General features: G+C 67.4%; 18 protein-coding genes. 8 read left to right on the forward strand and 10 right to left on the reverse strand.

The features are described 5' to 3' along the window. Positions 1–15 precede the first annotated feature (15 nt). The gene (locus tag J0J10_RS05280; RefSeq protein WP_291645573.1) at positions 16–480 is read left to right on the forward strand and encodes a peroxiredoxin; all 465 of its coding nucleotides are present in this window, start codon (positions 16–18) and stop codon (positions 478–480) included. A 98-nt stretch (positions 481–578) separates the two neighbouring features. After that, complete coding sequence (locus J0J10_RS05285) at positions 579–1,907, forward strand: M23 family metallopeptidase (RefSeq protein WP_291645574.1); 1,329 nt, start codon at positions 579–581, stop codon at positions 1,905–1,907. Between the two features lie 255 nt (positions 1,908–2,162). Here the strand turns inward: J0J10_RS05285 and J0J10_RS05290 are convergent, their stop codons facing one another. From J0J10_RS05290 to J0J10_RS05310, 5 genes are all read right to left on the reverse strand, one after another. Then, on the reverse strand, positions 2,163–3,293 hold the full coding sequence (locus tag J0J10_RS05290) for an SGNH/GDSL hydrolase family protein (protein WP_291645575.1): 1,131 nt from the start codon (positions 3,291–3,293) through the stop codon (positions 2,163–2,165). Then, a protein-coding gene (gene prfB / locus J0J10_RS05295) for a peptide chain release factor 2 (RefSeq protein WP_291639661.1) occupies positions 3,290–4,418 on the reverse strand; the annotation gives its coding sequence in 2 pieces (ribosomal slippage) (positions 3,290–4,348 and positions 4,350–4,418; 1,128 coding nt in all). The genes J0J10_RS05290 and prfB overlap by 4 nt, the downstream gene beginning before the upstream one ends. Before the next feature lie 105 nt (positions 4,419–4,523). After that, positions 4,524–4,772 (reverse strand): hypothetical protein, encoded by a 249-nt coding sequence (locus J0J10_RS05300; RefSeq protein WP_291645576.1) that lies wholly within the window; start codon positions 4,770–4,772, stop codon positions 4,524–4,526. 25 nt (positions 4,773–4,797) lie between these two features. Then, the gene (locus J0J10_RS05305; protein ID WP_291645577.1) at positions 4,798–7,248 is read right to left on the reverse strand and encodes a penicillin-binding protein 1A; all 2,451 of its coding nucleotides are present in this window, start codon (positions 7,246–7,248) and stop codon (positions 4,798–4,800) included. Between the two features lie 154 nt (positions 7,249–7,402). Continuing rightward, entirely contained in the window at positions 7,403–8,590 is a 1,188-nt protein-coding gene (locus J0J10_RS05310) for an N-acetylmuramoyl-L-alanine amidase (protein WP_291645578.1), read from the reverse strand. 736 nt (positions 8,591–9,326) lie between these two features. Here J0J10_RS05310 and J0J10_RS05315 point away from each other — a divergent pair. From J0J10_RS05315 to J0J10_RS05325, 3 genes are all read left to right on the forward strand, one after another. Then, entirely contained in the window at positions 9,327–12,194 is a 2,868-nt protein-coding gene (locus J0J10_RS05315; RefSeq protein ID WP_291645579.1) for an Rne/Rng family ribonuclease, read from the forward strand. Between the two features lie 654 nt (positions 12,195–12,848). Beyond that, positions 12,849–13,787 (forward strand): cell wall hydrolase, encoded by a 939-nt coding sequence (locus tag J0J10_RS05320; protein WP_291645580.1) that lies wholly within the window; start codon positions 12,849–12,851, stop codon positions 13,785–13,787. Between the two features lie 86 nt (positions 13,788–13,873). Continuing rightward, positions 13,874–14,239 (forward strand): hypothetical protein, encoded by a 366-nt coding sequence (locus J0J10_RS05325; RefSeq protein WP_291645581.1) that lies wholly within the window; start codon positions 13,874–13,876, stop codon positions 14,237–14,239. A 12-nt stretch (positions 14,240–14,251) separates the two neighbouring features. Here the strand turns inward: J0J10_RS05325 and J0J10_RS05330 are convergent, their stop codons facing one another. From J0J10_RS05330 to J0J10_RS05350, 5 genes are all read right to left on the reverse strand, one after another. After that, the gene (locus J0J10_RS05330) at positions 14,252–16,480 is read right to left on the reverse strand and encodes a mechanosensitive ion channel family protein (protein ID WP_291645582.1); all 2,229 of its coding nucleotides are present in this window, start codon (positions 16,478–16,480) and stop codon (positions 14,252–14,254) included. 108 nt (positions 16,481–16,588) lie between these two features. After that, positions 16,589–17,779: a pyridoxal phosphate-dependent aminotransferase gene (locus J0J10_RS05335; RefSeq protein WP_291645583.1), complete on the reverse strand. Its 1,191-nt coding sequence runs from the start codon at positions 17,777–17,779 to the stop codon at positions 16,589–16,591. Positions 17,780–17,845: 66 nt separating this feature from the next. After that, on the reverse strand, positions 17,846–18,412 hold the full coding sequence (locus tag J0J10_RS05340; protein ID WP_291645584.1) for an ImmA/IrrE family metallo-endopeptidase: 567 nt from the start codon (positions 18,410–18,412) through the stop codon (positions 17,846–17,848). A gap of 71 nt (positions 18,413–18,483) precedes the next feature. Continuing rightward, positions 18,484–19,452 (reverse strand): Gfo/Idh/MocA family protein, encoded by a 969-nt coding sequence (locus J0J10_RS05345; RefSeq protein ID WP_291645585.1) that lies wholly within the window; start codon positions 19,450–19,452, stop codon positions 18,484–18,486. Positions 19,453–19,543: 91 nt separating this feature from the next. After that, entirely contained in the window at positions 19,544–20,803 is a 1,260-nt protein-coding gene (locus J0J10_RS05350) for a GGDEF domain-containing protein (protein ID WP_291645586.1), read from the reverse strand. Positions 20,804–20,989: 186 nt separating this feature from the next. Between J0J10_RS05350 and J0J10_RS05355 the strand changes: the two genes are divergently transcribed. From J0J10_RS05355 to J0J10_RS05365, 3 genes are all read left to right on the forward strand, one after another. Beyond that, a complete protein-coding gene (locus tag J0J10_RS05355; RefSeq protein WP_291645587.1) occupies positions 20,990–21,904 on the forward strand; it encodes a MerR family transcriptional regulator in 915 nt (304 codons plus the stop codon). 95 nt (positions 21,905–21,999) lie between these two features. Then, positions 22,000–22,665 carry a thiaminase II gene (gene tenA, locus J0J10_RS05360; RefSeq protein WP_291645588.1) on the forward strand — a complete coding sequence of 222 codons (666 nt, stop codon included), beginning with the start codon at positions 22,000–22,002 and terminating at the stop codon, positions 22,663–22,665. 219 nt (positions 22,666–22,884) lie between these two features. Continuing rightward, positions 22,885–23,115 (forward strand): hypothetical protein, encoded by a 231-nt coding sequence (locus tag J0J10_RS05365; RefSeq protein ID WP_291639579.1) that lies wholly within the window; start codon positions 22,885–22,887, stop codon positions 23,113–23,115. Positions 23,116–23,261 lie beyond the last annotated feature (146 nt).

The raw sequence follows: 23,261 nt of genomic DNA on the forward strand, positions 1-23,261 counted from the left end.
CAAAGGAAGGCAGACATGGCCCTGAACGAAGGCAGCTTCGCCCCGGACTTTACCTTGCCGAAGGATGGTGGCGGCACCTTGACGCTCTCGGCCCTCAAGGGCGGGAAGGTCGTGCTCTACGCCTATCCCAAGGACGACACACAGGGCTGCACGCTCGAGGCGACCGCCTTCAACGGCCTGCGCAAAGCTTTTGCCGCCGCCGGCGCGCGCATCATCGGCGTTTCGCCCGACTCGGTCGCCAGGCACGACCGCTTCAAGCAGAAATACGATCTGGAGATCGACCTGCTCGCGGATGAGGAGCGCAGGATGATCGAGGCCTATGGGCTCTGGGTCGAGAAGAGCATGTATGGCCGCACCTATATGGGCGTCGACCGCACCACCTTCCTGATCGATGCCGAGGGCAGGATCGCGCGGATCTGGCGCAAGGTTAAGGTGAAAGGCCACGCCGAAGAGGTGCTTTTGGCGGCTGAAACGTTGTAAATCGCCGTTCAGGCGAGGTTTCTGCCGGCAGCTTTGCGATTGATTAACCCTAACGGGCTCTAATCGGAACCATCGCAGCGTCACAGTCGGTATTGCGTATGACACTCCCCGATCACACGGATCACCCCCGTGCGCCGGCACTTGCGGTGACCGGCATCCTCGCCCGCCGCAGCTTCGCCATTCGCCGCTCGACGGCCCTGCTCGGCCTGACATTGCTCGGCCTGACCACGGCCTGGAGCGGGGCGACCACATGGTACATCCTGCGCAAGGATGATCTCGCCGCCCGGCTGATCAGCCGGGAGACCTCGCGTCAATATGCCTATGAGGACCGCATCGCCGCCCTGCGCGCCGACATCGACCGGCTCGCCAGCCGTGCCCTGCTCGATCAGGACGGCGTCGAGGCCCGTGTCGACGAAATTGCCATGCGCCAGGCCGAGCTCGAATCGAAGCAGGCGCTGGTCAACGCCGTCACCGAAACCCTGAAGGCCAACGGCATCGGCGTCAGCCAGGCCGTCAAATCAGCCTCTGGCCCGCGTCTGATCCGGCCGGAGGCATCGGTTCGGGCCTCCGGCGTCAGCAGCTATGCGCCCCTCGGGCCTGCCAAGCCGACACCGGCACCCGACATGCCGGCGTTGCGCGGCGCGGAAGAGCGCAATGGCGACGGCTGGCAATCCGGCGAGCTCGCCGAACCGGTCTCGCCGGCCAAGCGCGTCGCCGAGGCCCTGGCGCAGCTTGACCAGGCCATGGACAAGAGCGGATCGGCCCAGCTCGGCCTGCTTCGCCATATCGACCGCAGCCTCGGCGAAACCCAGAAGACGCTGCGCTCGGCCCTGTCCGAAACCGGCCTCGACACCGACCGCCTGGCCACCGGCTCGAGCATCGCCAAGGGCGTCGGCGGCCCCTTTGTTCCGATCAAGATCGACCCCGCCGCCGGCCCGTTCGAAGCGACGCTGCACAGCCTGCAACCGCGCATCGCCGCCGTCTCGCGCCTGCGCGAACTGGCGAGCCAGTTGCCGTTGCGCCGCCCGATCCAGGGCGATTTCGACATGAGCTCGAATTTCGGTTACCGCGTCGATCCGTTCACCCGCGGCCCGGCCATGCATACCGGGATCGATTTCCGCGCCGAAACTGGTTCGCCGATCCGGGCCACGGCACCCGGCAAGGTCGTCACCGCCGAATATTCCGGCGGCTATGGCAATATGGTCGAGGTCGAGCATGCCGGCGGCATCAGCACGCGCTATGCTCATATGTCGGCCATACTCGTCTCCGTCGGCCAGAGCGTCGTACCGGGCACCGTGGTCGGCCGCGTCGGCTCGACCGGCCGCTCGACCGGACCGCATCTCCATTACGAGACCCGCATCGAAGGCGACGCAATCGATCCCATCCGCTTCCTCAAGGCCGGCGACAAACTCGCCGGGCAGCTCTGAGAGCCGCGCGATCAGGCGCGCAGCCGTCCACTGCCTACAGGCCGGCAGCAATCAGAAGCCAAGATCTTCCCAGCCTCCTGAAGGAACCCCTTTCAGGAGGCTGATTTGCTTCGAGAAAGCCGCAGCCACCCCGGCGGATGATGCAGGCCGCGCTATAGCCTCTGACCGAAAAATGGAATCCATTTTTCGGAAAATTACGATTCGATAACAATGAGATAGACCACAGTGACCGCAACCGAACGGATGCGCGGCGATCTAGCGCAGCGCTTCGGCGATGGCGGCCGCGGCGACGGCGTGGCCGTACGGGTTCCAGTGGGCATCCGAAATGTACTCGAAGCGCCTCTGGTTCTTCGCCCAATCCGCCGCGAAGACCGGATGCAGGTCGAGGAAGGGGATGCCGTGCCGGCCAGCCATCTCGGCGGCGATGCGGTTCAGCCGCAGCGCCTGACTGTCGTGCCCGGCATAGATCGCCTGGCGCTCGCCATCCATGACGAGCTGCAGCCGGGCACCGATCGCCTCGGCCCGGGCCTTGATCCGCCCGAACAGGTAATCGGTGGCGACGCGGATATCGTTCTCCCGCGCCAGAACCCCGGCGAGATCGATATTGGCGGCATAGCCGCCCTCGCCTGCCGCCGTGCCTTGCGGCGCGCTCTGAGCCCGGGCTGGCCCGAGGATCGCGTCGACCAGGGTCTGCGGGCGCACCTGCCAGCGATAGAGAAGGAAACCGGCCGTCGCCGTCTGTCGCAGCTGCTCGAAGGCCCCGGGCCGCCAGGGCTCGGGCGGCACTTCACCGGTGACGCGGCCATTCTCGATACGCAGTTTCAGGAAGCTCGAGGTGTAGCGCCCCGGCTTGAAGACGAAGCTCTCGTCGAAATCATTATGGACCAGCATCACCACGATCTGGTCCGGCCGACGCTGTTCGACCTCGCGCTCGATCATCTGCAGATACTGGCTGAGCGGCGCCCCCGCGACGCCGAATCGATAGGCTTCGACCGTGCCCGCAGGCCCGAGCGCCGCCACCGTCTTTTCAGCGAAGCTGGCGTCGAAGGGGACCTGCAGGGCCTCGACGAAGCTGTCCCCGACGAAGGCGATGCGGGAGGTGCCGGGCCGGCGCGCGACCGGATAATCCGCCAGCGGCGAATTCCAGCCTTGCGCATTGATCGAGAATGGCGCGGCGATCTCGTCGCGCACGCGCCAGGTACCGGTCTGGCCCGGCTGATAGCGCACCACGCTATTGACGAACGCGTTGCGCGGCACGTCGCTGCCGGGCAGCACGAAGCGGAACAGCACCAGCTCGCAGAACAGCGCGAAGACCAGGATGCTGCCGGCCGAAACCGCGAGATTGATCAGGATCTCGCGGGCTCGGGAACGCTTCTTCGCGCTCAATCGATGTCCTCGACTTCGACCTCGGTGCCGTAGACGCGCTGCGCCAGCGAGGCCTCCATGAACGGGTCGAGTTCGCCGTCGAGCACGTCGGACGGGGCCGTCGACGAGACGCCGGTGCGCAGGTCCTTCACCAGCTGGTAGGGCTGCAGCACATAGGAGCGGATCTGGTGGCCCCAGCCGATATCGGTCTTGGAGGCCTGCTCGGAATTCGCTTTCTCCTCGCGCTTCTTCAGCTCCAGCTCGTAGAGACGGGCACGCAGCATGTCCCAGGCCTTGGCCCGGTTCTTGTGCTGCGAACGCTCCTGCTGGCAGGCCACCGCGATCCCGGTCGGGATATGGGTGATGCGCACCGCCGAGTCGGTCGTGTTGACGTGCTGGCCGCCGGCGCCGGAGGAGCGATAGGTGTCGATCCGGCAGTCGGACTCCTTGATGTCGATCTGGATGCGGTCGTCGACCACCGGATAGACCCAGACCGAAGCGAACGAGGTCTGCCTGCGGGCGTTGGAGTCAAACGGCGAGATGCGTACCAGCCGGTGCACGCCGGACTCGGTCTTCAGCCAGCCATAGGCGTTGTGCCCCTTGAACTGGAGCGTCGCCGACTTGATGCCCGCCTGCTCGCCGTCCTGATAGTCGAGAACATCGACCTTGAACTTCCGCCGCTCGCCCCAGCGCCGATACATGCGCAGCAGCATCTCGGCCCAGTCCTGGCTCTCGGTGCCGCCGGCGCCCGGATGGATTTCGACATAGGTGTCGAGCATGTCGGCCTCGCCCGACAGCAGGGTTTCGACCTGCCGGCGCGCCGCCTCAACCTCGACGGCCTTGATCGCCGCCTCGCCCTCGGAGACGGTGGCCTCGTCCTCTTCCATTTCGCCGAGCTCGATCAGCGTCAACGCGTCGTCGAGATCACGCTCGAGCTTGGTGATTCCGTTGATCTGGTCCTCGAGCGAAGTCCGCTCGCGCATCAGCTTCTGCGCGGTTTCGGCATCGTTCCAGAAATCGGGGCCTTCGGAGAGAGCGTTCAGCTCTGCGAGACGTCTTTGCGCGACATCCCAGTCAAAGATGCCTCCTCAGCAGTCCGATCGACTGCTTGGCGTTATCAAGTTGCGTCTGGATTTCTGGGCGCATGATCGATGGTCGGCTTCCGTTGGGCTTCAGTCTTTGGCGTTGGCATAGGGGCGAAGGGCGGCGCTGTAAATGGCGAGGCGCGACTGGCCGGCTCTCCTGCTCGCCTCACTTGCCGAACTGGCAGGCGAGGCACTCGCGTCCGCAACGATATTCAGCCTTCCAATAGTGGGGATCGTCGAGAGCGCGATAGCTCACACCCGGCGCGAGCACATAGTGCCGGGCGAAGGGGCGCGACAGGATCACCAGCAGGTCACAACCCGGTGGCCAGTCGCCAATCTCAGCGATCCGGTTGCCGCGGGTAAGCTCCGATTTCAGGATCGCCTGCAATGGCGGCGCCATGGTCGGCGCCGTCAACCTGCCCAGCGTCTCCCGCAAGCCGCTAGTACAGCCCGCCGGTGCCGGAGCCGACCGAGCGGCCGCCGGCCGGCGCGACGCTCAGCGCCCCGCCCGAACCATCACCGGCCGCGCCGATCACCGAATAGCTGTCCGGCGGAGCCGTTCCCGGCTTGAAGGCCTCGAGGATGCCGCCCTCGCCGCCGGCGCGCATGCCGGTGCGCGGATCGACGCGGATCAGCTTGATGCCGGCCGGAACGCGGAACGGCGTCGCCGCCTTGTCCTTCAACGCCTGCATCATGAAGTCGCGGAAGATCGGTGCGGCGTACTGGCCGGCCGTCGCCGAGTTGCCCAGCGACTTCGGCTTGTCGAAGCCCATATAGACCCCGACGGCCAGATCCGGCGAGAACCCGACGAACCAGACGTCCTTGGCGTCGTTGGTGGTGCCGGTCTTGCCGGCGAGCGGCTTGCCGACGGCCTTGACCACGGTCGCGGTACCGGCGTTGACGACGCCTTCCAGCATCGAGACCATCTGATAGGCGGTCAGCGGATCGAGCACCTGGTCGCGATTGTCGACCAGCCGCGGCTCGCGCTGATTGCTCCATTTCTCGGCGTTGCAGCCCTCGCAGACACGCTGGTCGTGCCGGTAGATCGTGGCGCCGAAACGGTCCTGGATGCGGTCGATCAGGGTCGGCCGGATGCGCTTGCCGCCATTGGCGAGCATCGAATAGGCCGCGGTCATCCGCATCACCGTGGTCTCGCCGGCGCCGAGCGACATCGAGAGCACCGGCAGCATGTCGTCATAGATGCCGAAGCGCCGCGCATATTCGGCGATCAGCGGCATGCCGACATCCTTGGCGAGACGCACCGTCATCAGGTTCTTCGAGAATTGGATGCCGTAGCGCAGCGTGCGCGGACCGGTGAACTTGCCGTCATAGTTGCTCGGCGCCCAGACGCCGAGCCCGCCGCCCTGATCGACCTCGATCGGCGCGTCGAGCACGATGCTCGACGGGGTGTAGCCATTGTCGAGCGCGGTCGCATAGACGAAGGGCTTGAAGGACGAACCGGGCTGGCGCAGCGCCTGCGTGGCGCGGTTGAACTCCGACTGGTCGTGCGAGAAGCCGCCGACCATGGCGAGGACGCGGCCGGAGAACGGGTCCATCACGGTGATCGCGCCATTCACCTCCGGCATCTGGCGCAGGCGCACCTGACCCGGCTTGCCATCGATCGGCTCGACATAGACGACATCGCCGACCGAGACCGCCTGCGAAACGCGCGTGCGCCTCGTCCAGCGGATGCCTTCGGAACCCAGGGTCGCGGTCTCGCGCTCCGGCCGGAGATGGCCGGAAGCCTCGCGGATCGGCTGCAAGCCGACACGAGCGCCGTCGCCGGCGACATCGAGCACGACGGCCAGGCGCCATGGCTTGACGTCACCCAGCACCGGCAATTCGCCGATTGCGACACCCCATTCGCGGCCCGCCAGATCGAGCTTCTGCATCGCGCCGCGCCAGCCGCGCGCCTCGTCGAAGCGCACGAGACCGTCGACCAGGGCCTTGCGCGCCATCAGCTGCATCTTCGGATCGACGGTGGCACGCACCGAAAGCCCGCCCTCGAGCAGCTTCTTCTCGCCATAGCGGTCCTGGAGCTCGCGGCGAATCTCCTCCGCGAAGAAGCCGGCAGCGATATTGTTCGGCGAAACCGTGCGCGGATTGACGCCGAGCGGCTGGTTCTTGGCAGCGTCGGCTTCGGCCCGCTTGATCACGCCGTTCTCGGCCATGCGGTCGAGCACATAGTTGCGGCGCTCGATCGCGCGCTCGCGGTTCCGGAAGGGGTGCAGGTCGGTCGGCGCCTTCGGCAGCGCCGCCAGATAGGCCGCCTCCTGCACGTTCAGCTCGTGCACGGACTTGCCGAAATAGTTCAGCGCCGCGGCGGCGACGCCATAGCTGCCCTGCCCTGGCGCGGGAGCCCCGAGATAGATCTCGTTGAGGTAGAGCTCGAGGATCTTGTCCTTCGAATAGGTCGATTCGATTCGCAGCGCGATCAGCGCCTCGCGAATCTTGCGCTCGAGGCTCTGCTCGGAACCGACGAGGAAGTTCTTCGCGACCTGCTGGGTAATCGTCGAGGCGCCCTGCGGACGCCGCCCCGAGCCGCGATTGCGGAAGTTCGAGATCGCAGCGCGCGCCAGACCTTCGGGATCGACGCCGAAATGCTTGTAGAAATTCTTGTCCTCGGCCGCGAGGAAAGCATCGATGATCAGCTTCGGCACCGCCTGGATCGGCAGATAGAGCCGGCGCTCCCGGGCGAATTCCGCGATCAGGCTGCCGTCACCGGCATGGACGCGGCTCATCACCGGCGGCTCGTAATTCCGCAGCTGAGCAGAATCGGGCAGGTCCTTCGAGTAATGCCAGACCAGCGCGGCCGCCCCCGCCACGCCGATGACGAAAAGGATCGTGCCGGCGGCGAACGCCCACCCGAAAAGGCGCAGAATGAACCGCATCGAGAACTTTGACCTCGTCTGAAGGCAGCGGCGTCGCTCGAATCGACAGCATGCCCTGCCCGGGTGATCGATCTTTCAACTTCACTCTATAACATGGCGGAAATGGCGGAACCGTGGCTGTAAGACCACAAGGTCTCATCTTCGGCCCGCTACGTCACCGCCGGCTCTCTGCTGCCTTGCCGGGCGCCTGGGTGCGCTCGAAATACTGATCGACCGCCGCCTGCACCGCCGTCACCGCCTGGGCCCGCCAGCTCTCGGAATTCAAGAGCTCGGCATCCTTCGGGCTCGACATGTAGCCGAGCTCGATCAGCACCGACGGCACATCGGGTGCAGTCAGCACCCTGAAGCCGGCCGAACGCAGCGGAACCTTGTGCATCTTGACCGAGCCGCCGAGCTTCTCGACGAGATTGCGCGCGAACATCGCCGAGAAGCCGCGCGTCTCGCGCTTGGCGAGATCCATCAGGATTCCCGCCACGTCCTGCACGTCCTCGCTGGCGTCGAGCCCGGCGACGGCGTCGGCCTGGTTTTCCTTGGCGGCGAGCCGCGCGGCTTCAGCGTCGCTGGCCCGCTCGGAGCCGGTATAGATCGTCGCGCCGCGGACCTCCTGCGCCTGCGTCAGCGAATCCGCATGGATCGAGATGAACAGATGAGCATCGACGCTGCGGGCGATGCGGACGCGGTCGCCCAGCGGCACGAAACTGTCGTCGGCGCGCGTCATGATCACACGATAGCGCCCCTGGGCCTCGAGCTGCTCCTTGAGCTTCTGCCCGAAGGCCAGGACCACTGACTTCTCGGCGATCGAGGCGACGACGGCCCCGGGATCGATGCCGCCATGGCCGGGATCGATCACCACGATCCGGCGCTGATCGCCCTCGGCCTTCGGCTCGACCGGGACATGCGGCAGCCGCGCCTCGGCGGCGGCGGCGCGCGCCAACGCCGCGAATTCCTCGCGCCCCGTCCGTTTCAGCTCGATGACGAGCTCGCCGAAACCGCCGCGGAGCGGCTTGACCGATACGCCCGCGACCGCGGCCGGTTGGGCCAGATCGAGGATCAGCCGGGCCCGGTCCGGCGTGAACAGGCCGAAACGGAAGCCGGAGACGAAGCCCGCCGACTTGCGAGCACTCGCGGCTGGAATCTGGAAATTCACTGACGGCAAGTCGACGATGACGCGATCCGGCCCGGCCATCACGAAGGCGTTCGCGGCAACCGGACGCGACAGGGTGAGTGTCAGGCGGACCGCCTCGCCATGGCTTTCGAGGCGTGCTTCGCTCGCTACCGGAAAATCGCTGGTCGGCTTTCCCTGCGGATTTGCCGAAGCATCGCCCGCCGCGAGACAGAGCATCGACAGCAGCAGCGCCGGGCACGCGAATCGCCGCGCCGCGCCGGCAAGGCGCACAGCGACCGAGGCTGCGCAGAGATGAAGGCCCTGAGACAGGGGGCGGCTCCTAAATTCCCGGCGACGATACTTAAGGATTCTTAACCATAGCGCCGCGATCCGTTGACAATCGGTTACCACGGCGAGCCTGCACCGGAAACCGGCCGATTTCTTGTCCCGGCGCGTTCTCCCTTGCCAAATATGGCAAGCTGTCTGTAATGGAGTCGGTCGCATCGTGATGGCTTCCGCCGCGCGCAGCAGGGTCGCAATAACCCGTTGACGCCCGACGAAAAAGCCAACCGGCCCGATCGCTTGAAGCGATCAGGATCGGCGCGAAGGCGGCCAGCAACAGATCGTCCGCGGACGGGCCGGCGTCAGGCAGAAATCGACGCCGGGTTCGGCATTCCGCGAGCGTGTCAACGCGGTGCGCTTCGCCTTGCGGCGGGAGCGCCGCAGGTCAAAGGTAAGATGTCGGGGCATACGACGCCGCTTCCCATTTCGGTGTTTCGTCGAGACCTTTCCGGTTGCGACGGGCTTTCTGCCCGTTCCGCCGCTCGCCTCCGCTATCCCTCCTTGGCTGATTTTTCTTCCCTGCAACATGCCGGCGCGAGCCGGCCGACGCGCGGCGCCCCTGCCCGCGGCAGCGGATTCAGTTCCGCAGCCCGGCGGGTACCAAAGGCTGCCGCGCAGATGGACCTGTCCTATGGCCAACAAGATGCTGATCGACGCCACCCACCCGGAAGAGACCCGGGTCGTGGTGTCCCGCGGTTCCCGCATTGAGGAATTCGATTTCGAATCCGCCAGCCGAAAGCCGCTGCGCGGCAATATCTATCTGGCGAAGGTGACGCGGGTCGAACCGTCGCTCCAGGCTGCCTTCGTCGAATATGGCGGCAACCGCCACGGCTTCCTCGCCTTCTCCGAAATCCATCCCGACTACTACCAGATCCCGGTCGCCGACCGGCAGGCGCTGCTCGCCGAGGAAGAGCGCGCCGAGCGCGAGGAGGAACGCGACGAGGAGCGGCGCGAGAAGCGCGGCCGTCGCGACCGCGGCCGCCGTGGCGACCGTGACGGGCGCGCCAAGCGCGCCAGCAATGGCGACGAGACCGTCAGTGCCGAGGTCCAGGCCGAGAACGGCCAGGGCGAAGCCGAGCATATCGAGACCGACGGCAAGGAAGCCGCGATGGTCAACGAAGGCGCTCCGGCCTTCGGTGAGTATTTTGCGCCCGCCGTCGCCGAATCCGACAGCGAGAGCGTCGTCGAGAACGCCGCGCCGCTGACCTTCGAGACCACCGGCGAGCCTGAGGCCCAGGAAGCGCGCGCCCCGTCCGAGAGCGGCGACGAGTCCGGCCAGGACGAGAGCCGCCAGGACGAATCCGCTCAGGACGAGAACGGCGGAGACGACAGCAGCAATGACGACAATGGTGGCGACGACCACCAGGACGAACCCGAGCAGCTCGGCGGCGGCGACGCGCTGGACGACATGCCGGAGCGCCCGCGCCATTCGCGCCGCCAGTACAAGATCCAGGAGGTGATCAAGCGCCGCCAGATCATCCTGGTCCAGGTCGTCAAGGAGGAGCGCGGCAACAAGGGCGCCGCCCTCACCACCTATCTCTCGCTCGCAGGCCGCTATTCCGTGCTGATGCCGAACACCGGCAAGGGCGGCGGCATCTCGCGCAAGATCACCAATGCCGAAGACCGCAAGCGCCTGAAGGAGATCGCCCAGGAGCTCGAGGTTCCCGAGGGGATGGGCATCATCCTGCGCACGGCCGGCGCCTCGCGCACCAAGGTCGAGATCAAGCGCGACTACGAATATCTGATGCGGATGTGGGAGAGCGTGCGCGAACTGACGCTCGGCTCCGTCGCGCCCGCGCTGGTCTATGAGGAGGGCAACCTCGTCAAGCGCTCGATCCGCGATCTCTACAACAAGGACATCGACGAGGTTCACGTCGCCGGCGAAGCGGCCTATCGCGAGGCCAAGGATTTCATGCGCATGCTCATGCCGAGCCATGCCAAGAGCGTGAAGGCCTATCGCGAGCAGACCCCGCTCTTCGCCGCCTTTGGCGTCGAGAGCCAGCTCGACGCGATGTTCTCGAACACCGTGACGCTGAAGTCGGGCGGCTACATCGTCATCAACCAGACCGAGGCGCTGGTCGCGATCGACATCAACTCCGGGCGCTCGACCCGTGAGCACAATATCGAGGACACCGCCCTCAAGACCAATCTCGAAGCGGCGGAGGAGATCTCCCGCCAGCTGCGCCTGCGCGACCTTGCCGGCCTCATCGTGATCGATTTCATCGACATGGAGGAGAACCGCAACAACCGCGCCGTCGAGAAGAAGCTCAAGGACTGCCTGAAGAACGACCGCGCCCGCATCCAGGTCGGCCGGATCTCGGCCTTCGGCCTCCTGGAGATGTCGCGCCAGCGCATCCGCACCGGCGTGCTCGAGAGCTCCTCCGTGCCCTGCCCGCACTGCGCCGGCGCCGGCCTCGTCCGCTCGACGCCTTCGATCGCGCTGCAGATCCTGCGCGCCCTCGAAGAAGCCCTGATCAAGAGCGCTTCGCATAATCTCGAGGTCCGCACCCGGCCCGAGGTCGCGCTCTATGTGCTCAACCAGAAGCGCGCCCATCTGCGCGATCTGGAGGAGCGCTTCAACATCGCGATCATCGTCTCGGCCGATGCCGCCCTGCTCGGCACGCGCTATTTCGAGGTCGAGCGCGGCGAATTCGTCGGCAACGAGAATCGCGTGATCCCGGTCAGCAGCATGCGCGCCGAGGCGATCGTCGAGGAGCCCGAGGAGGACGAGGTCCTCGATCTCGAGGCGGAAAGCGAGGAAAGCGGCGAGGCCGAGGCCGGCCCGCGTTCGGCCAATGGCGAAGGCGAGGATGGCCGTGGCGAGGGTGGCCGCAAGCGCCGCCGCCGCCGCCGCCGCCGCCGTGGCGGCGAGCGTGACGGCGAGGGCCAGCACCTCGAGGGCGGTGACGACGAGGCCGGCGATAGTCAGGGCGATGACGACGAGGCCAGCGAAGAAGCCGAAGGCTCCTCCGAGCCTGCCGTCGAAATCGTCGAGACCATCGAAACCATCGCGGAGCCCCCGGCGCCCATCGTCGAAGCCGTGGCCGAAGAACCGGTCGAGGCCGAAGCCAAGCCGCGTCGCGGCCGTCGCGGCGGACGCAGCAAGAAGGCCGAGACCGAGACTGTCGCAGCCGAGGCTCCCGTGACCGAGACGGCGGAAGCCGCCGAGGCCATCAAGGCCGAGAGCGCCCCCGAGGCTGCGGCCGAGCCGGTGGCCGAGAAGCCCAAGCGCAGCCGCGCCCGCAAGAAGGTGGTTCCGATCACCGAGGACGGCGCCGCCCCGGAAGCAGCCGCTGCGCCAGAAGCACCTGCAGCCCCGGCTGCGGAGCCCGAAGCCCCGGTCCCGGCCGCAGCCGAACCGGTTGTCGAAGCCGTGGCCGAGGAGCCCGCGCCAGAACCGCGCGTCGCAGAGGAGCCGGTCGCGGTGGTCCTGACCCCGCCCGATCCGGATCGCCCGAAGCGCGGTGGCTGGTGGAACCGCCTCGCCGGCCGCAAGTGACCAGGAGCCCGCTGCAACCGCAGCGGGCTTTTTTCATGACCGTCGGGAGAGCAGGCCCGACACACCCGAAACCGGGCCGCCATCGGAGGGCGCCGATGGGACAATTCGCCGCCGGGATAAGCGTTAATAATCTGCAACGGCCACAAAGTCGCCGAACTCGATCCCCATAGCGAGGGTAGATCATCATGAAAAATGAGACGAAGAAGGAAAAGTAGTATTGACGTAAAGTAACGATCAAAGAAGCCGCTACAAGGAATTTCGGGTTTACATTTGACTACTCTGGATTGCGCACCGCTAGCGCAGCCGCTTCTCTGACGACCTGCTTTCCGCTTATCGCGAGAGAGATGGTCGCCCCCGCCTACGTCACCGTACTGCTTGCGAGTGACGACGCGCGAGAGCGCACTGCCTACCCCGGTCCAGCCGCGATGAACCATCTGCGACCCATCGCAGATCCGCGGCGCTCCTGAGTGTCAGTCGGCAAGAACGCAGAACGGCCGCGCGGCAAGGCGCGTGGTCGCTCGTCTCATCGCGGTCGGTGAAGCGCCAGACGCCCCGGCCCAAGCCTCGAACAGACCAGGTCAAGAGAGCCGCTGATCCTGCCGCCGTCCTTGGGCGCGGCAAAGGCTCGGCCTGTCCCCGATCCCGGAGTTCCCCATGAAGCGCCTCGCCCCGGCGGCGTCGCTCGCGCTCGCGGCTTTTGTCGCGCTGCCCGCGAAGACCGCCACGGCCACGCTGCCTGCCGTCCCCGCAATGCCGCTCGGCATCGACCGCGACCTGCTTCCCTTTCCCGGTAGGCCGATTCATCTGATCGGTGTCGATGCCGGCGAGACCGGTCTGTTCGGCAAGCCCGATCTAACGACTGCGCTGACCACCGCGAGCCTATCCTTCGACGCGCTCAAGGGCGAAGAGCATCGGAGCCCGTTGCACGACATTCTCCCGCAGCCACGAGGCGAGCAAAGAACCGAATCCGATCCGCCGGCCCCCTTGCCGCCCCCGACGATAGCGCCACCGACCGGCGACGGAGCGACTCCGATGGTGGCTCAAGCCGCGGCGCAAGGCTCGGCGACGCCGATGGACGAGCGCACCGCCCATGCTGCCGCGTCGTCGACCCCGACGGGCGGAAAGGAGCAGGAACCGCGACGGCTCTATGCCGGGCTGATCAACGCCGAGGATATGGCGCGCGAGCAGCGCTGCCTCGCCGAAGCGGTCTATTTCGAGGCGCGCTCGGAACCGGAAGAGGGTCGCGCCGCCGTCGCCCAGGTCGTGCTCAACCGTGTCAAGAGCGGGATCTATCCGACCTCAGTCTGCGGCGTCGTCTACCAGAACCGCCACCGCAAGCTCGCCTGCCAGTTCACTTTCGCCTGCGAGGGCAAGTCGCTGAGGATCACGGAGCCCGCATCCTGGCAGGCGGCCGAGCGCATCGCACGCGACGTCTACGAAGGCCGGGTCTATCTCACGGACGTCGCCGCGGCGACGCATTACCATGCCGATTATGTGTCGCCCCGCTGGGCGGCGAAAATGAAGAAAATGGACAGGATCGGCCGGCACATCTTCTACAGCGAGCAGCGGAGCAAGGTTGCACGGGCGTCATGACGCGACGGCCCCGACGGCACCGATCTTGACCTGATGGCGCCGGAATGCGGAACTGGCCGCGGACTCCCTCAGCATGCGGAGCCGCTATGCCGCCCCCACGCAGTCCCGAACGCCTGATCCTCTCGGCTCTGTGCCTCGCCGGCCTTGTCGGGCTCGCATGGCTCGCCTTGCAGGCGATCGGCTGGTTCGGCGTCGGCCTGCTCGGCCTCTTCGTGCTGTTCGTCGCGGTGCGCTTCGAGCTAGAAGGCAATCTGCCGATCGGCCCGCAGATGACGCCGGATCTCTATGCCAGCCAGTTCCGCAAGCACGGTCCCGAGCACGCCAGCGAGCGGGCCGAGCAGCGCACGCTCCTCAGCCGCCAGCTTTCGGCAGCACGGCTGGCTGCCGGCTTCGGCGTACTGCTGACGGTGATCGGCTTCGGTTTCTTCTTCCTGCTCGAGATCGGCCGCTGATCCGGCCGAGCTCTATTCCGCCGCCGGCGCGAGGGGGGATGGCGGCGGCACCGCCGTGATCGCAGCCGCCCCAGCGGCCCCCTTGCCGCCGCCCTCGCGTACCGTCACCGCGGTCGAGGCGAAGGGCACCTCCGCCTCGAGCAGGCCGCGATAGACCCGCTTCAGGGCCTCGCGCTGCAGCATCGAAGCCTGGGTCGGCTTGGAGGTGAACTTCAGCCGGATCACGATCGCCGCATCCGTGATGTCGGCGACGCCCTGCATCTTGAGCTGGGCGATGAAATGCGGCCCGAATTCCGGGTCCTCCAGCAGAGCGAGACCGACCTTCTTGATCGTCTTGCGCGCCTTCTCGATATCGGCGGAGTGATCGAGCCGGACATTGAACTTCACCGTCGCCCAGTCGCGGCTGGCATTGGTCAGCGACTGCACCTGCCCGAACGGAACGGTGTGGATCTGCCCGCTCTGATGGCGCAACTGCATCGAGCGCAGTGAAATCTTCTCGACCGTGCCCTTGAGGCGCCCGGTATCGACATATTCGCCGACGCGGAAGGCATCCTCCAGCATGAAGAAGAAGCCGGAGACGATGTCGCGCACCAGCGCCTGCGAGCCGAAGGAAATGGCGAGACCGAGAATGCCGAAACCGGCCAGCAGCGGCCCGATATCGACACCGAGGCGCGACAGGAGCACCAGGATGGTCAGGCCGATCACCGCCGTCAGCACGACGCCGCGCAGCACCGGCATCACCGTCGCCAGCCGCGACGGCGTATTGTCCTCCGGCATCACGTCCTCGTCGACGGGACCGGTGGAGCGCGGACGCGGCGCATAGGCGTCGAAGAAGCCGCGCAGGAAGACCATCACGACCCAGCCGACGAACGCCAGCACGGCGATGCTGGCGAACTGGCGGGAGACCTGGCCGAACTGGCCGGAGCTCATGCCGAAAAGCAGGCCAACCCAGATGCGTGCCACCAGATAGAAGCCGCCAGCCCACATCACGCCGCCGGCGGCCGCGCGCACGGCATGGCCGAGGGCCTGTGCCAGCGGCGTCGGCTTGGCGATGGCGGCGCGGCGCGCCTGCCGGCAGGTCAAGAGGCTGTTGACCCCGACCGAGAGGATCGGCGCCAGCACGACGATGATCTGCGTCAGCTCGGCCGCCTCGGTCCAACGGCCGCCATTCGGCATCATCGCCGCCGCGCGGCCGATCATCCAGAGCACGACCGCGATCGCGACATAGATCCAGGGCATCGCCTGCGCCAACAGCCTGCGACCGTGACTGGGCTCCGCGCTGCCGCTGAGGACGAGCGCGGTCAGGTCGTACCGCGCGTCGACGAACCACCAGACCTTGTAGGCGGCGAGCACGAAGCCGCTGAGCGTCACCAGCCCGGCGACCGGCTCAGGCCCACCGGAAACCCGCTGCGCCAGCAGCGCGGCGACGATGAAGATCGGCACGATCACGGCATAGACGCAGAGCAGGCGGAAATGCCGCTCCGCCCGTGGCAACGGCATCAGCCGGCGCTCGGGCTCGCCCGGAGCGAGCAGGAATCGGCCGGTGGCGATATAGGCTGCCCCGACAGCCGTACCATTGGTGATCCCGCGCAGGGCATGGGCTGCAAGATCGTCCGAAGGCAGCCAGTAGCTGCCGGCGAGCCGCGCCACCACCAGACCGAGCGCGATCGTCAGCAGATCCTGCAGCAGGCCGAAGCCGGAAGCGATCAGCCTGGCCGTGAAATACTCTGCCCGGGGCCGCATGCGGGCTGCGAACCATCTTGCCGTGGCAAAGCGGAACAGCAGGGCGATGCCAAGCGCCAGGGCGAGCGAAACGAAGAGACGCGTCGTCGGCGAAGCATTGCGGTTCAGCGACCAGCTCCGCAGCCAGTCCCCCGGCAGGAAGCGGACGCTCGGAATCGCGGCGCGGCCATAGTCGAGACCCGAGACGAAATAGTCGACCAGGGCCTCGGCCTGGGTGTCCGTCGTCTCGGCAAGCGACGGTGCGGGAGGCGGCTTGGGCGCTTTGGCTGCCTTCCCCGCCGGTTCGGCGGGCACCGGCGCCTCGGCCGGCACCCCACCGACCCGGACCTCGACCCGGCGTCCGCCAGCCGAAAGCGCATCGACGAGCTTGCGGACCGTCTCGGGGGCCTCGTCGCCGCGCAGCGTCAGGGTCAGCGGCTCCGCCGGCGCGTCCTTTGTCTGCGCCGCCGCCGGCCCGGCCAGCGCCAGGGCCGTCATCGCCAGCAGGAACCAGCGCATTGCGGCCAATCCCGGACCGATCCACTTCCGACGCATTCCGTCCCCCTGGCTCGCAAGCGCAGATTGCTGCCGCTCGCCCCGCATTGGCAAGCATCTAGGCGAGCGCGATCAGCGTGTCTTCAGCCACCGCCCGAGCCGGGCCACCGCATCCTCGCACTCCGCCAGCGATCCCGCGAAGGACAGCCGCACCGTGCGCGCGCCGCGCCCTTCGTCGAAATCGAGTCCCGGCGTAATCGCGACCCCGGCCTGTTCGAGAGCATCGCGACAGAAACTCATGGAATCGTTCGAGTATTTTCCGATGTCGAGATAGATGTAGAAGGCGCCGTCGACCGGCAGGAAGTCGCCGAGCCCGATTTCCGGCAGCGCCTTGAGCAGATAGGCGCGGTTGGCGGCATAGCCTTCCTTGATCGCCTCGCATTCGGCGGTCGCGTCGAAGGCCGCCTCGCCCGCGACCTGGCTCAACATCGGCACCGAGATCGAGAGATTCTGCTGCAATCGCTCGATCGTCCGCACCAGCCGCTCCGGCACCACCAGCCAGCCGACGCGCCAGCCGGTCATGCAGTAGTACTTGGAGAAGGAGTTGACGACGATCGCATCCTGATCGGCGGCAAGCGCCGTCGTCGCCGGCTGGTCATAGGTCAGACCGTGATAGATCTCGTCGGAGATGTACCAGAGCCCGAGCCGCCGGCATTCGGCCGCGACCGCAGCGATCGCCTCCGGCGTCATCACCACGCCGGTCGGATTGGCCGGGCTCATGGTCAGCACGCCGGCGAGCGGCGCCTCGGCATGAGCCTTGGCGATCAGCTCGGGCGTCAGCGCATAGCGCGTCTCCGGCCCGACCGGAATCGCGACCGGCTCCAGCCCGAGCGCAATCAGAATGTTGCGATAGGCCGGATAGCCCGGCGCCGTGATCGCGATACGCGCGCCCGGCTCGAAACAGGCGAGGAAGGAAAGGATGAAGCCGCCGGACGACCCCGTGGTGACGATCACGCGCTCGGCCGGGACCTCGACGTCATAGGCCTCGCGATAATGCCGGGCGATGCGGGCGCGCAGCGAGCCGATGCCGAGCGCCTGCGTATAGCCGATGCGCCCGTCGTCGAGCGCCCGCGCCGCGGCCGCCCTGATGCTCGCCGGCGTCGGCGCCGAAGGCTGGCCGACTTCCATGTGCACCACCGAGCCGCCCCGCCGCTCGATCGCCTCGGCGGCATTCATCACGTCCATGACGATGAAGGGGGCGACGGCTTCCGCCCGCGCGGCGGGCTTCGGCGCCGGCGGCGCGCCGGATGCGACAATGGTCATGCGTGGCCTCGAAGAGATTGGCGTTGCGCCGAGCCATGCCCCGCCAGCGCGCGGATCGCAAGCGGCTCAGCCTGCCGCCCCGCCCGGCCGCGAAGACGAAACAGTGGCACTCTCGCCCGAGCGCAACTCGCTGTGCCGGACGATCGCGGCGCTCATGCTGACATGGTAGCGCCGGCTCAGCCCCGTCGCGTCGAGGGTCCGCACAGCCGGCGTATCGGGGATCAGGAAGGCGGCGGCGTAGCGCCGGGCCTGATATTCCATCGACCGCAGCTTCGGCGAGAAGCGCTCCGCTGGGCTGCCGGAGGGGCCGCGATTGAAAGTGCCTTCATGGCCGAGCAGAGCGTGTCCGACGGCGTGCGCCACCGCCATCAGCGCCCTGCCCTCGCCGCGATCCGCGCCCTCGAACACGGTGTCCGCTATCAGCAGGCGCTTGGCCTGCGAATCCCATTGCGCCTCGGCCTCGCCGAGGCTGTCATCGCCAACGCGCTCATAGGTGAAATTCGGATAGCGCGCCTTCAGCCGCGCCATCAGCTTGGCGAAGTCGATGGCCCTGTCGTCGCGAAAGCCGAGCCCGCGTCGATGCGCCAGGGCGCGCGCGTCGATCTGCTCGTCGGTCAGGAAGGCATGGCGCATGGACGAGCCTCCGGATGCCGGCCCATCATAGCGCTCGTGCCGCGACGGCTCAACGAACCCTGCGGAACGCCTCAGCTCGCCAGAATAGCCTCGACGATCTCCTGTACGTCGAGTGCCTCCCGAAGGGTCGCGAGCTGGTGCGGTTCGCCGCGGGTCAGCCGGGCGACGCCTTCGAGCTGGCGCTTCAGCGCGACCGGCCTCGCCTCGAGCTGCGACAGCGCGTCGGGGGCGCGCTGCCAGGAGCCGTCCGGCAGGCGCCGCTCGGCCAGCGACCAGTCGCAGAGCCGTACCGCCCCCTTGTCGCCTTCCAGTAGCCAGATATTGTGGTCGTCCTTGGCCGTCGTGCCGACGCCGCCCGTCAGCGTCAGCGGCAGGTCGCCCGCTAGCATCGTCGCCGCGATGGCGCGCTCCGAGCGGCCGGCTTCCGGGAAACTCGCGCTCGCTTTCAGCCCGTGCAGCGGACCGAGCAGACGTCGGCTCAGGAACAGGAAATGCGAGACGACCTCGCGGGTGAAGCCGCCCTGCTCGCGCCGATCGAGCCAGCCGGCGGCATCGGCCTGCCAGGGGCGCGGCCAGCGCGCGAAGGCGACCTCGATCGAGACTTTGCGGAGCGTGCCGAGTTCGCTCTTCGCGATCCAGTCCGCCAGGGTCGCTACGGCCGGCGAAGAGGCGAAGGGGAAGTTCACCGCACCGCGCCCGCCAGCCTCGGCGACGAAGGCGCGGGCATCGTCAAGGTCGACGGCGAGCGGCTTCTCGCAGAACACGCTGCGCCCGGCATCGAGCGCCGCGCGGGCATGGCCGAGATGGGAGGAAGGCGGCGAGGCGATATAGACGCAGTCGCTGGCGGCGATCACCGAATCAGCGCCGTCCAGCATCGCCACCTGCGGCAGCTCCTTGCCAATTCGCCCCATCGCCTCGGCCGCCGGGTCCCAGATGCCGGCGGCGCGGACGAGATCGGGCGACTGGTCGAGCACGGCGCGCAGCATGCGCTCGCCCATGATGCCGGCGCCGATGATGCCGATGGAAACAGGAGCTGACATGGAAGGCCTCATTGATCGCGGGCGCTCCGCATAGCAGCCTCAGGCGCTGCGAGACAGGCGCATCCGCGCAAGACCGGCGCAAGACGGGCCCTCAGGCCCTGCGACGCCGCTCCGCGACCAGCGCTTCCGCCCCATCGGCGGGAATGTACTCGCCGCGATTGCGCCCGAGCGCCTTGGCGGCATAGAGCGCCGCATCGGCGCGTCGGTACAGGTCGGACGAGCTTTCGCGCCCATCGAACAGGGTTGCGCCGAGGCTCACCGTGACATGGTCGGCGGTCGGCGACGCCGCATGCTCGATCCCGAGTTGCGCGATCGCCGCGACGAGTTCCTGGAGACGCGGAACGCTCTCTTCCGGCACGGCGTCATAGAGCAGCAGGCCGAACTCCTCGCCGCCGAGTCGCCCGGCTATGTCCAGCGGCCGCCAACCGGCCTCGGCGATGGTGCGCGCGATCAGCCGGAGCGTCTCGTCGCCGGCATGATGGCCATAATGGTCGTTGTAGCGCTTGAAATGGTCGACATCCAGGATGGCGAACATCACCGCGACCTGGTCGAGCCGTGCCTGCTCCAGTGCCATGGCGGCCTGCTGCTCGAAGCCGCGGCGATTGGCGATACCGGTGAGCGGGTCCGACATGGCATGGTCCTGCAGCAGGCGCCGCAGCAGGAACTGGTCGCGCTGGGCGCGCTCGCGCAGCCAGGCACCGACACCCCCGACGAAGACGGCGAAGAACAAGAGGATCGAAAGCCGGAAATGCTCGCTCAGATGAGCCGGCACGCTCAGCATCACGAAGCCGAGCGCCGTGGTGAACAGGGCGATGAAGAGCGCGACACCGGAGCTCTGGAGGAAGGTCAGACCGACCGGCAGGAAGACCGCCGCGATGATGACGAGCTGCGCGATGTCCGCCTGGGGCAGCCCGCGCAGCTTGAACATGTTGGCGATGAAGGTGCTGGTCGCCCCGATCAGAGCGAGGGCCAGCATCGAAAGCCGGTGATAGGCGCGCGGCAGGCGCTGCGTCGCCAGCATGCTGATCTGGATCAGCAGCACCCCGAGCGTCGCCAACCGCAGCAGGATGGCGAGCGCGACCTCGTGGTCGCCCTCGGCCAGCGCGGCCCAGCCGTCGAGCCGCGAGAGATCGAGGCCGATGAAGATCAGCCAGATACCCAGCGCCGTGATCAGGCAGACCAGCGTGCTGGTACGCTGATCGGCGCGCATATGCAGCCGGTATTCGCGCTCCAGCCTGGGCTCGAAATGCAGGCCGTCGATGCGCCGCCCCTGGGCGGGCCGCTCCGCCGTCGCCCCCTCCGCAGCCGGGGGGCCTGCCTCAAAATCGGGATTTTTTCGCAAGCTGGACACCTGCGCGATCCTGGCGACGACAAGCTAAAGGGACCTTGACGACGGCCGGGCGAACGGGCTGCCCCCCGCGATTTCGGCTCGGAAGGTTTCGGAGCGCTTGCGCATTTGCCGCGCATTCGAACCATTGCACGGCGAGTGATGCGCAGCGCTTGACCCTCCATCAGATGGAGACGCTACGACATCGCCATGACTGACGAACGCTACACGATCGGCGAACTCTCCCGGCTCAGCGGCGTGCCGGTGCGACGCATCCGCTTCTATTCCGACAAGGGGCTGCTGCCGCCGGCCAGCCGGACCATGGCGAACTACCGCGTTTATTCGGATGCCGATGCGGCGCGGCTCGAACTGATCCAGGCGCTGCGTGCCATGGGCGCCAGTCTCGCCGCGATCCGCGGCATGCTCGCGCGCAAGACCTCGCTCGTCGAACTGCTGGCGCTGCGCCTGTCGGCCCTCGAAGCAGAAATCGCCGGCAAGCGGCGCATCGCTGCGACCCTGCGCGCCGCGCTGCGCCACCCCGAGCCCTCCCCGGACGACATCAGGAGATTATGGACCATGACCTTGCTGTCCAATGCCGATATGCGCGCCCTGACCGAGCGCTTCTTCGAGGAGGTCACCGGGGACAGGATCAGCCCCGAATGGAAGCGCGAAGCCCTGGCTGCCGGAACCCCGGAGCTGCCGGAAGACCCTTCGCCGGAGCAGATCGACGCCTTCGCCGAACTGCGGGCAATGTTGAGCGACCCGGCCCTCATCGCCAGCGCCAGAACGGATTCCGCCTCGATGTGGGCGGCGGATTTCGATCCGGCCGCCTATCATGCCGCCGCCGGGCGGATCCTTGCCAGCATCCGCCTGGCGATGGCGAAGGACGAGGCTCCAAGCTCCGTGACCGGCCTGTGCATTGCGCGCGATTGGCTGGACGCCTCGGCCAAGGCGATGAAGCGCCAGCCGGACGAAGCCTTCCGCGCCTGGCATCTCGACCAGTACCGTCGCCACCATGACCGATCGCTGCGCTACCAGCAGCTGCTCGCGATCCTGCGCGGCGAGGCGGCGCCCGGGCGCGAATGGTGGTGGATCAACGAGGCGCTGACCGCGCTCAGGCTGTAGTCGCGCAAGGCGGCCCGTCCGGCGCAGCGCTTCCGTGGCGCCCGCGCGCTGGCTATGACTGCGCGCGATTCCGTCTCCGGAAACGAGGTGCCGACATGGATATTTTCGACAGGCTGAAAGTTGCCGCCGCCGCAGACTGGGCAACTTATGTCGAGCATGATTTCGTGCGGCAGATGGGCGAAGGCTCGCTGCCGCAGGCGGCGTTCCGGACCTATCTTACCCAGGACTATCTCTTCCTGATCCAGTTCGCGCGCGCCTATGCGCTCGCCACCTATAAGAGCCGGACGCTCGCCGACATGAGGGCGGCCAAGGCCGGCCTCTCGGCAATCCTCGACCTCGAAATGGAGCTGCATGTCCGGCTCTGCGGCCGCTGGGGCCTGTCGCCGGAGGAGCTCGAAGCGGCGCCGGAGCACCAGGCGACGGTCGCCTACACCCGCTATGTGCTCGATTGTGGCCAGTCCGGCGACCTGCTCGACCTGCATGTCGCGCTCGCCCCCTGTGTCATCGGCTATGCCGAAATCGGCGCCCGGCTCGCCGCCGAGATCGGCCCGGCGCTCGAAAACCACCCCTATCGCGAATGGATCGGCGAATATGCCGGCGAGGCCTTCCAGAGCATCGCCCGCGATGCCCGCCGCCATCTCGACGAGCTCGCCGCCCGTGCCATGACCGAACGCCGCTTCGCCGACCTCGCGGCGCTGTTCGGCAAGGCCTCGCGGCTGGAAGCCGATTTCTGGCAGATGGGGCTGGACGGGGCGAGGTGACATTCTCGGCCGGGGGTCCCCTGCCCGGCCGCGCGTCACGCCAAGGGCGAGCCCCGGACCACCGCTGCGCTCGCTCTTCCGCAAACGCGTCCGACAAGGAAGATCGCACGCCCGCCGACACCGCCCGCGAGCTGTAAGGTGCCTGTAAGCGCAGGGCGGTCAAATGCCTCATCAGGCCGGACGAAGCAGTCGCCGGCCGGAAGCGAGAGGAAACTGACCATGACCGCCACCAATGCCTTCGACACCGCCCGCGACACCTCCATCGCCCTGACCGATGACGAGCTCGACACCGTGGCCGGCGCCGGCATCGGCCAGAAGATCCTGGGCATCGCCCTCACCACGGGCGGCGTCCTGACCACCGCGACGGGCGTCGTCACCCGCCAGTGGGGCCTCGCCAGCCGCGGCTGCAACATGCTGGTGGACGGCATCGGCCATCTCGAGGCCGCCTGACCTCCCCATAGAGCGAGCACCGGCCCCTTCCGGGGCCGGCGCTGCCGGAACGAGAGCAAATCCGCGGCCGCGCGGCAGAAATACTGCCGGCATTTGCGAATACTCAACGTTTGGCCAGCTTATCTGGCCGGGATACGGAGAGTTCA

Origin of the sequence: Allobosea sp. (assembly GCF_017308075.1) — a bacterium.
Classification (GTDB): domain Bacteria; phylum Pseudomonadota; class Alphaproteobacteria; order Rhizobiales; family Beijerinckiaceae; genus Allobosea.

Excerpts from the sequence above, each read along its gene's own strand:
- J0J10_RS05315 (WP_291645579.1), top strand. The coding sequence starts at position 9,327 with ATGGCCAACAAGATGCTGATCGACGCCACCCACCCGGAAGAGACCCGG.
- tenA (WP_291645588.1), top strand. The coding sequence starts at position 22,000 with ATGGATATTTTCGACAGGCTGAAAGTTGCCGCCGCCGCAGACTGGGCA.
- J0J10_RS05355 (WP_291645587.1), top strand. The coding sequence starts at position 20,990 with ATGACTGACGAACGCTACACGATCGGCGAACTCTCCCGGCTCAGCGGC.
- J0J10_RS05310 (WP_291645578.1), bottom strand. The coding sequence starts at position 8,590 with ATGCTCTGTCTCGCGGCGGGCGATGCTTCGGCAAATCCGCAGGGAAAG.
- J0J10_RS05330 (WP_291645582.1), bottom strand. The coding sequence starts at position 16,480 with ATGCGCTGGTTCCTGCTGGCGATGACGGCCCTGGCGCTGGCCGGGCCG.
- J0J10_RS05280 (WP_291645573.1), top strand. The coding sequence starts at position 16 with ATGGCCCTGAACGAAGGCAGCTTCGCCCCGGACTTTACCTTGCCGAAG.
- J0J10_RS05285 (WP_291645574.1), top strand. The coding sequence starts at position 579 with ATGACACTCCCCGATCACACGGATCACCCCCGTGCGCCGGCACTTGCG.
- J0J10_RS05345 (WP_291645585.1), bottom strand. The coding sequence starts at position 19,452 with ATGTCAGCTCCTGTTTCCATCGGCATCATCGGCGCCGGCATCATGGGC.
- J0J10_RS05305 (WP_291645577.1), bottom strand. The coding sequence starts at position 7,248 with ATGCGGTTCATTCTGCGCCTTTTCGGGTGGGCGTTCGCCGCCGGCACG.
- J0J10_RS05335 (WP_291645583.1), bottom strand. The coding sequence starts at position 17,779 with ATGACCATTGTCGCATCCGGCGCGCCGCCGGCGCCGAAGCCCGCCGCG.
- J0J10_RS05325 (WP_291645581.1), top strand. The coding sequence starts at position 13,874 with ATGCCGCCCCCACGCAGTCCCGAACGCCTGATCCTCTCGGCTCTGTGC.
- J0J10_RS05365 (WP_291639579.1), top strand. The coding sequence starts at position 22,885 with ATGACCGCCACCAATGCCTTCGACACCGCCCGCGACACCTCCATCGCC.
- J0J10_RS05340 (WP_291645584.1), bottom strand. The coding sequence starts at position 18,412 with ATGCGCCATGCCTTCCTGACCGACGAGCAGATCGACGCGCGCGCCCTG.
- J0J10_RS05320 (WP_291645580.1), top strand. The coding sequence starts at position 12,849 with ATGAAGCGCCTCGCCCCGGCGGCGTCGCTCGCGCTCGCGGCTTTTGTC.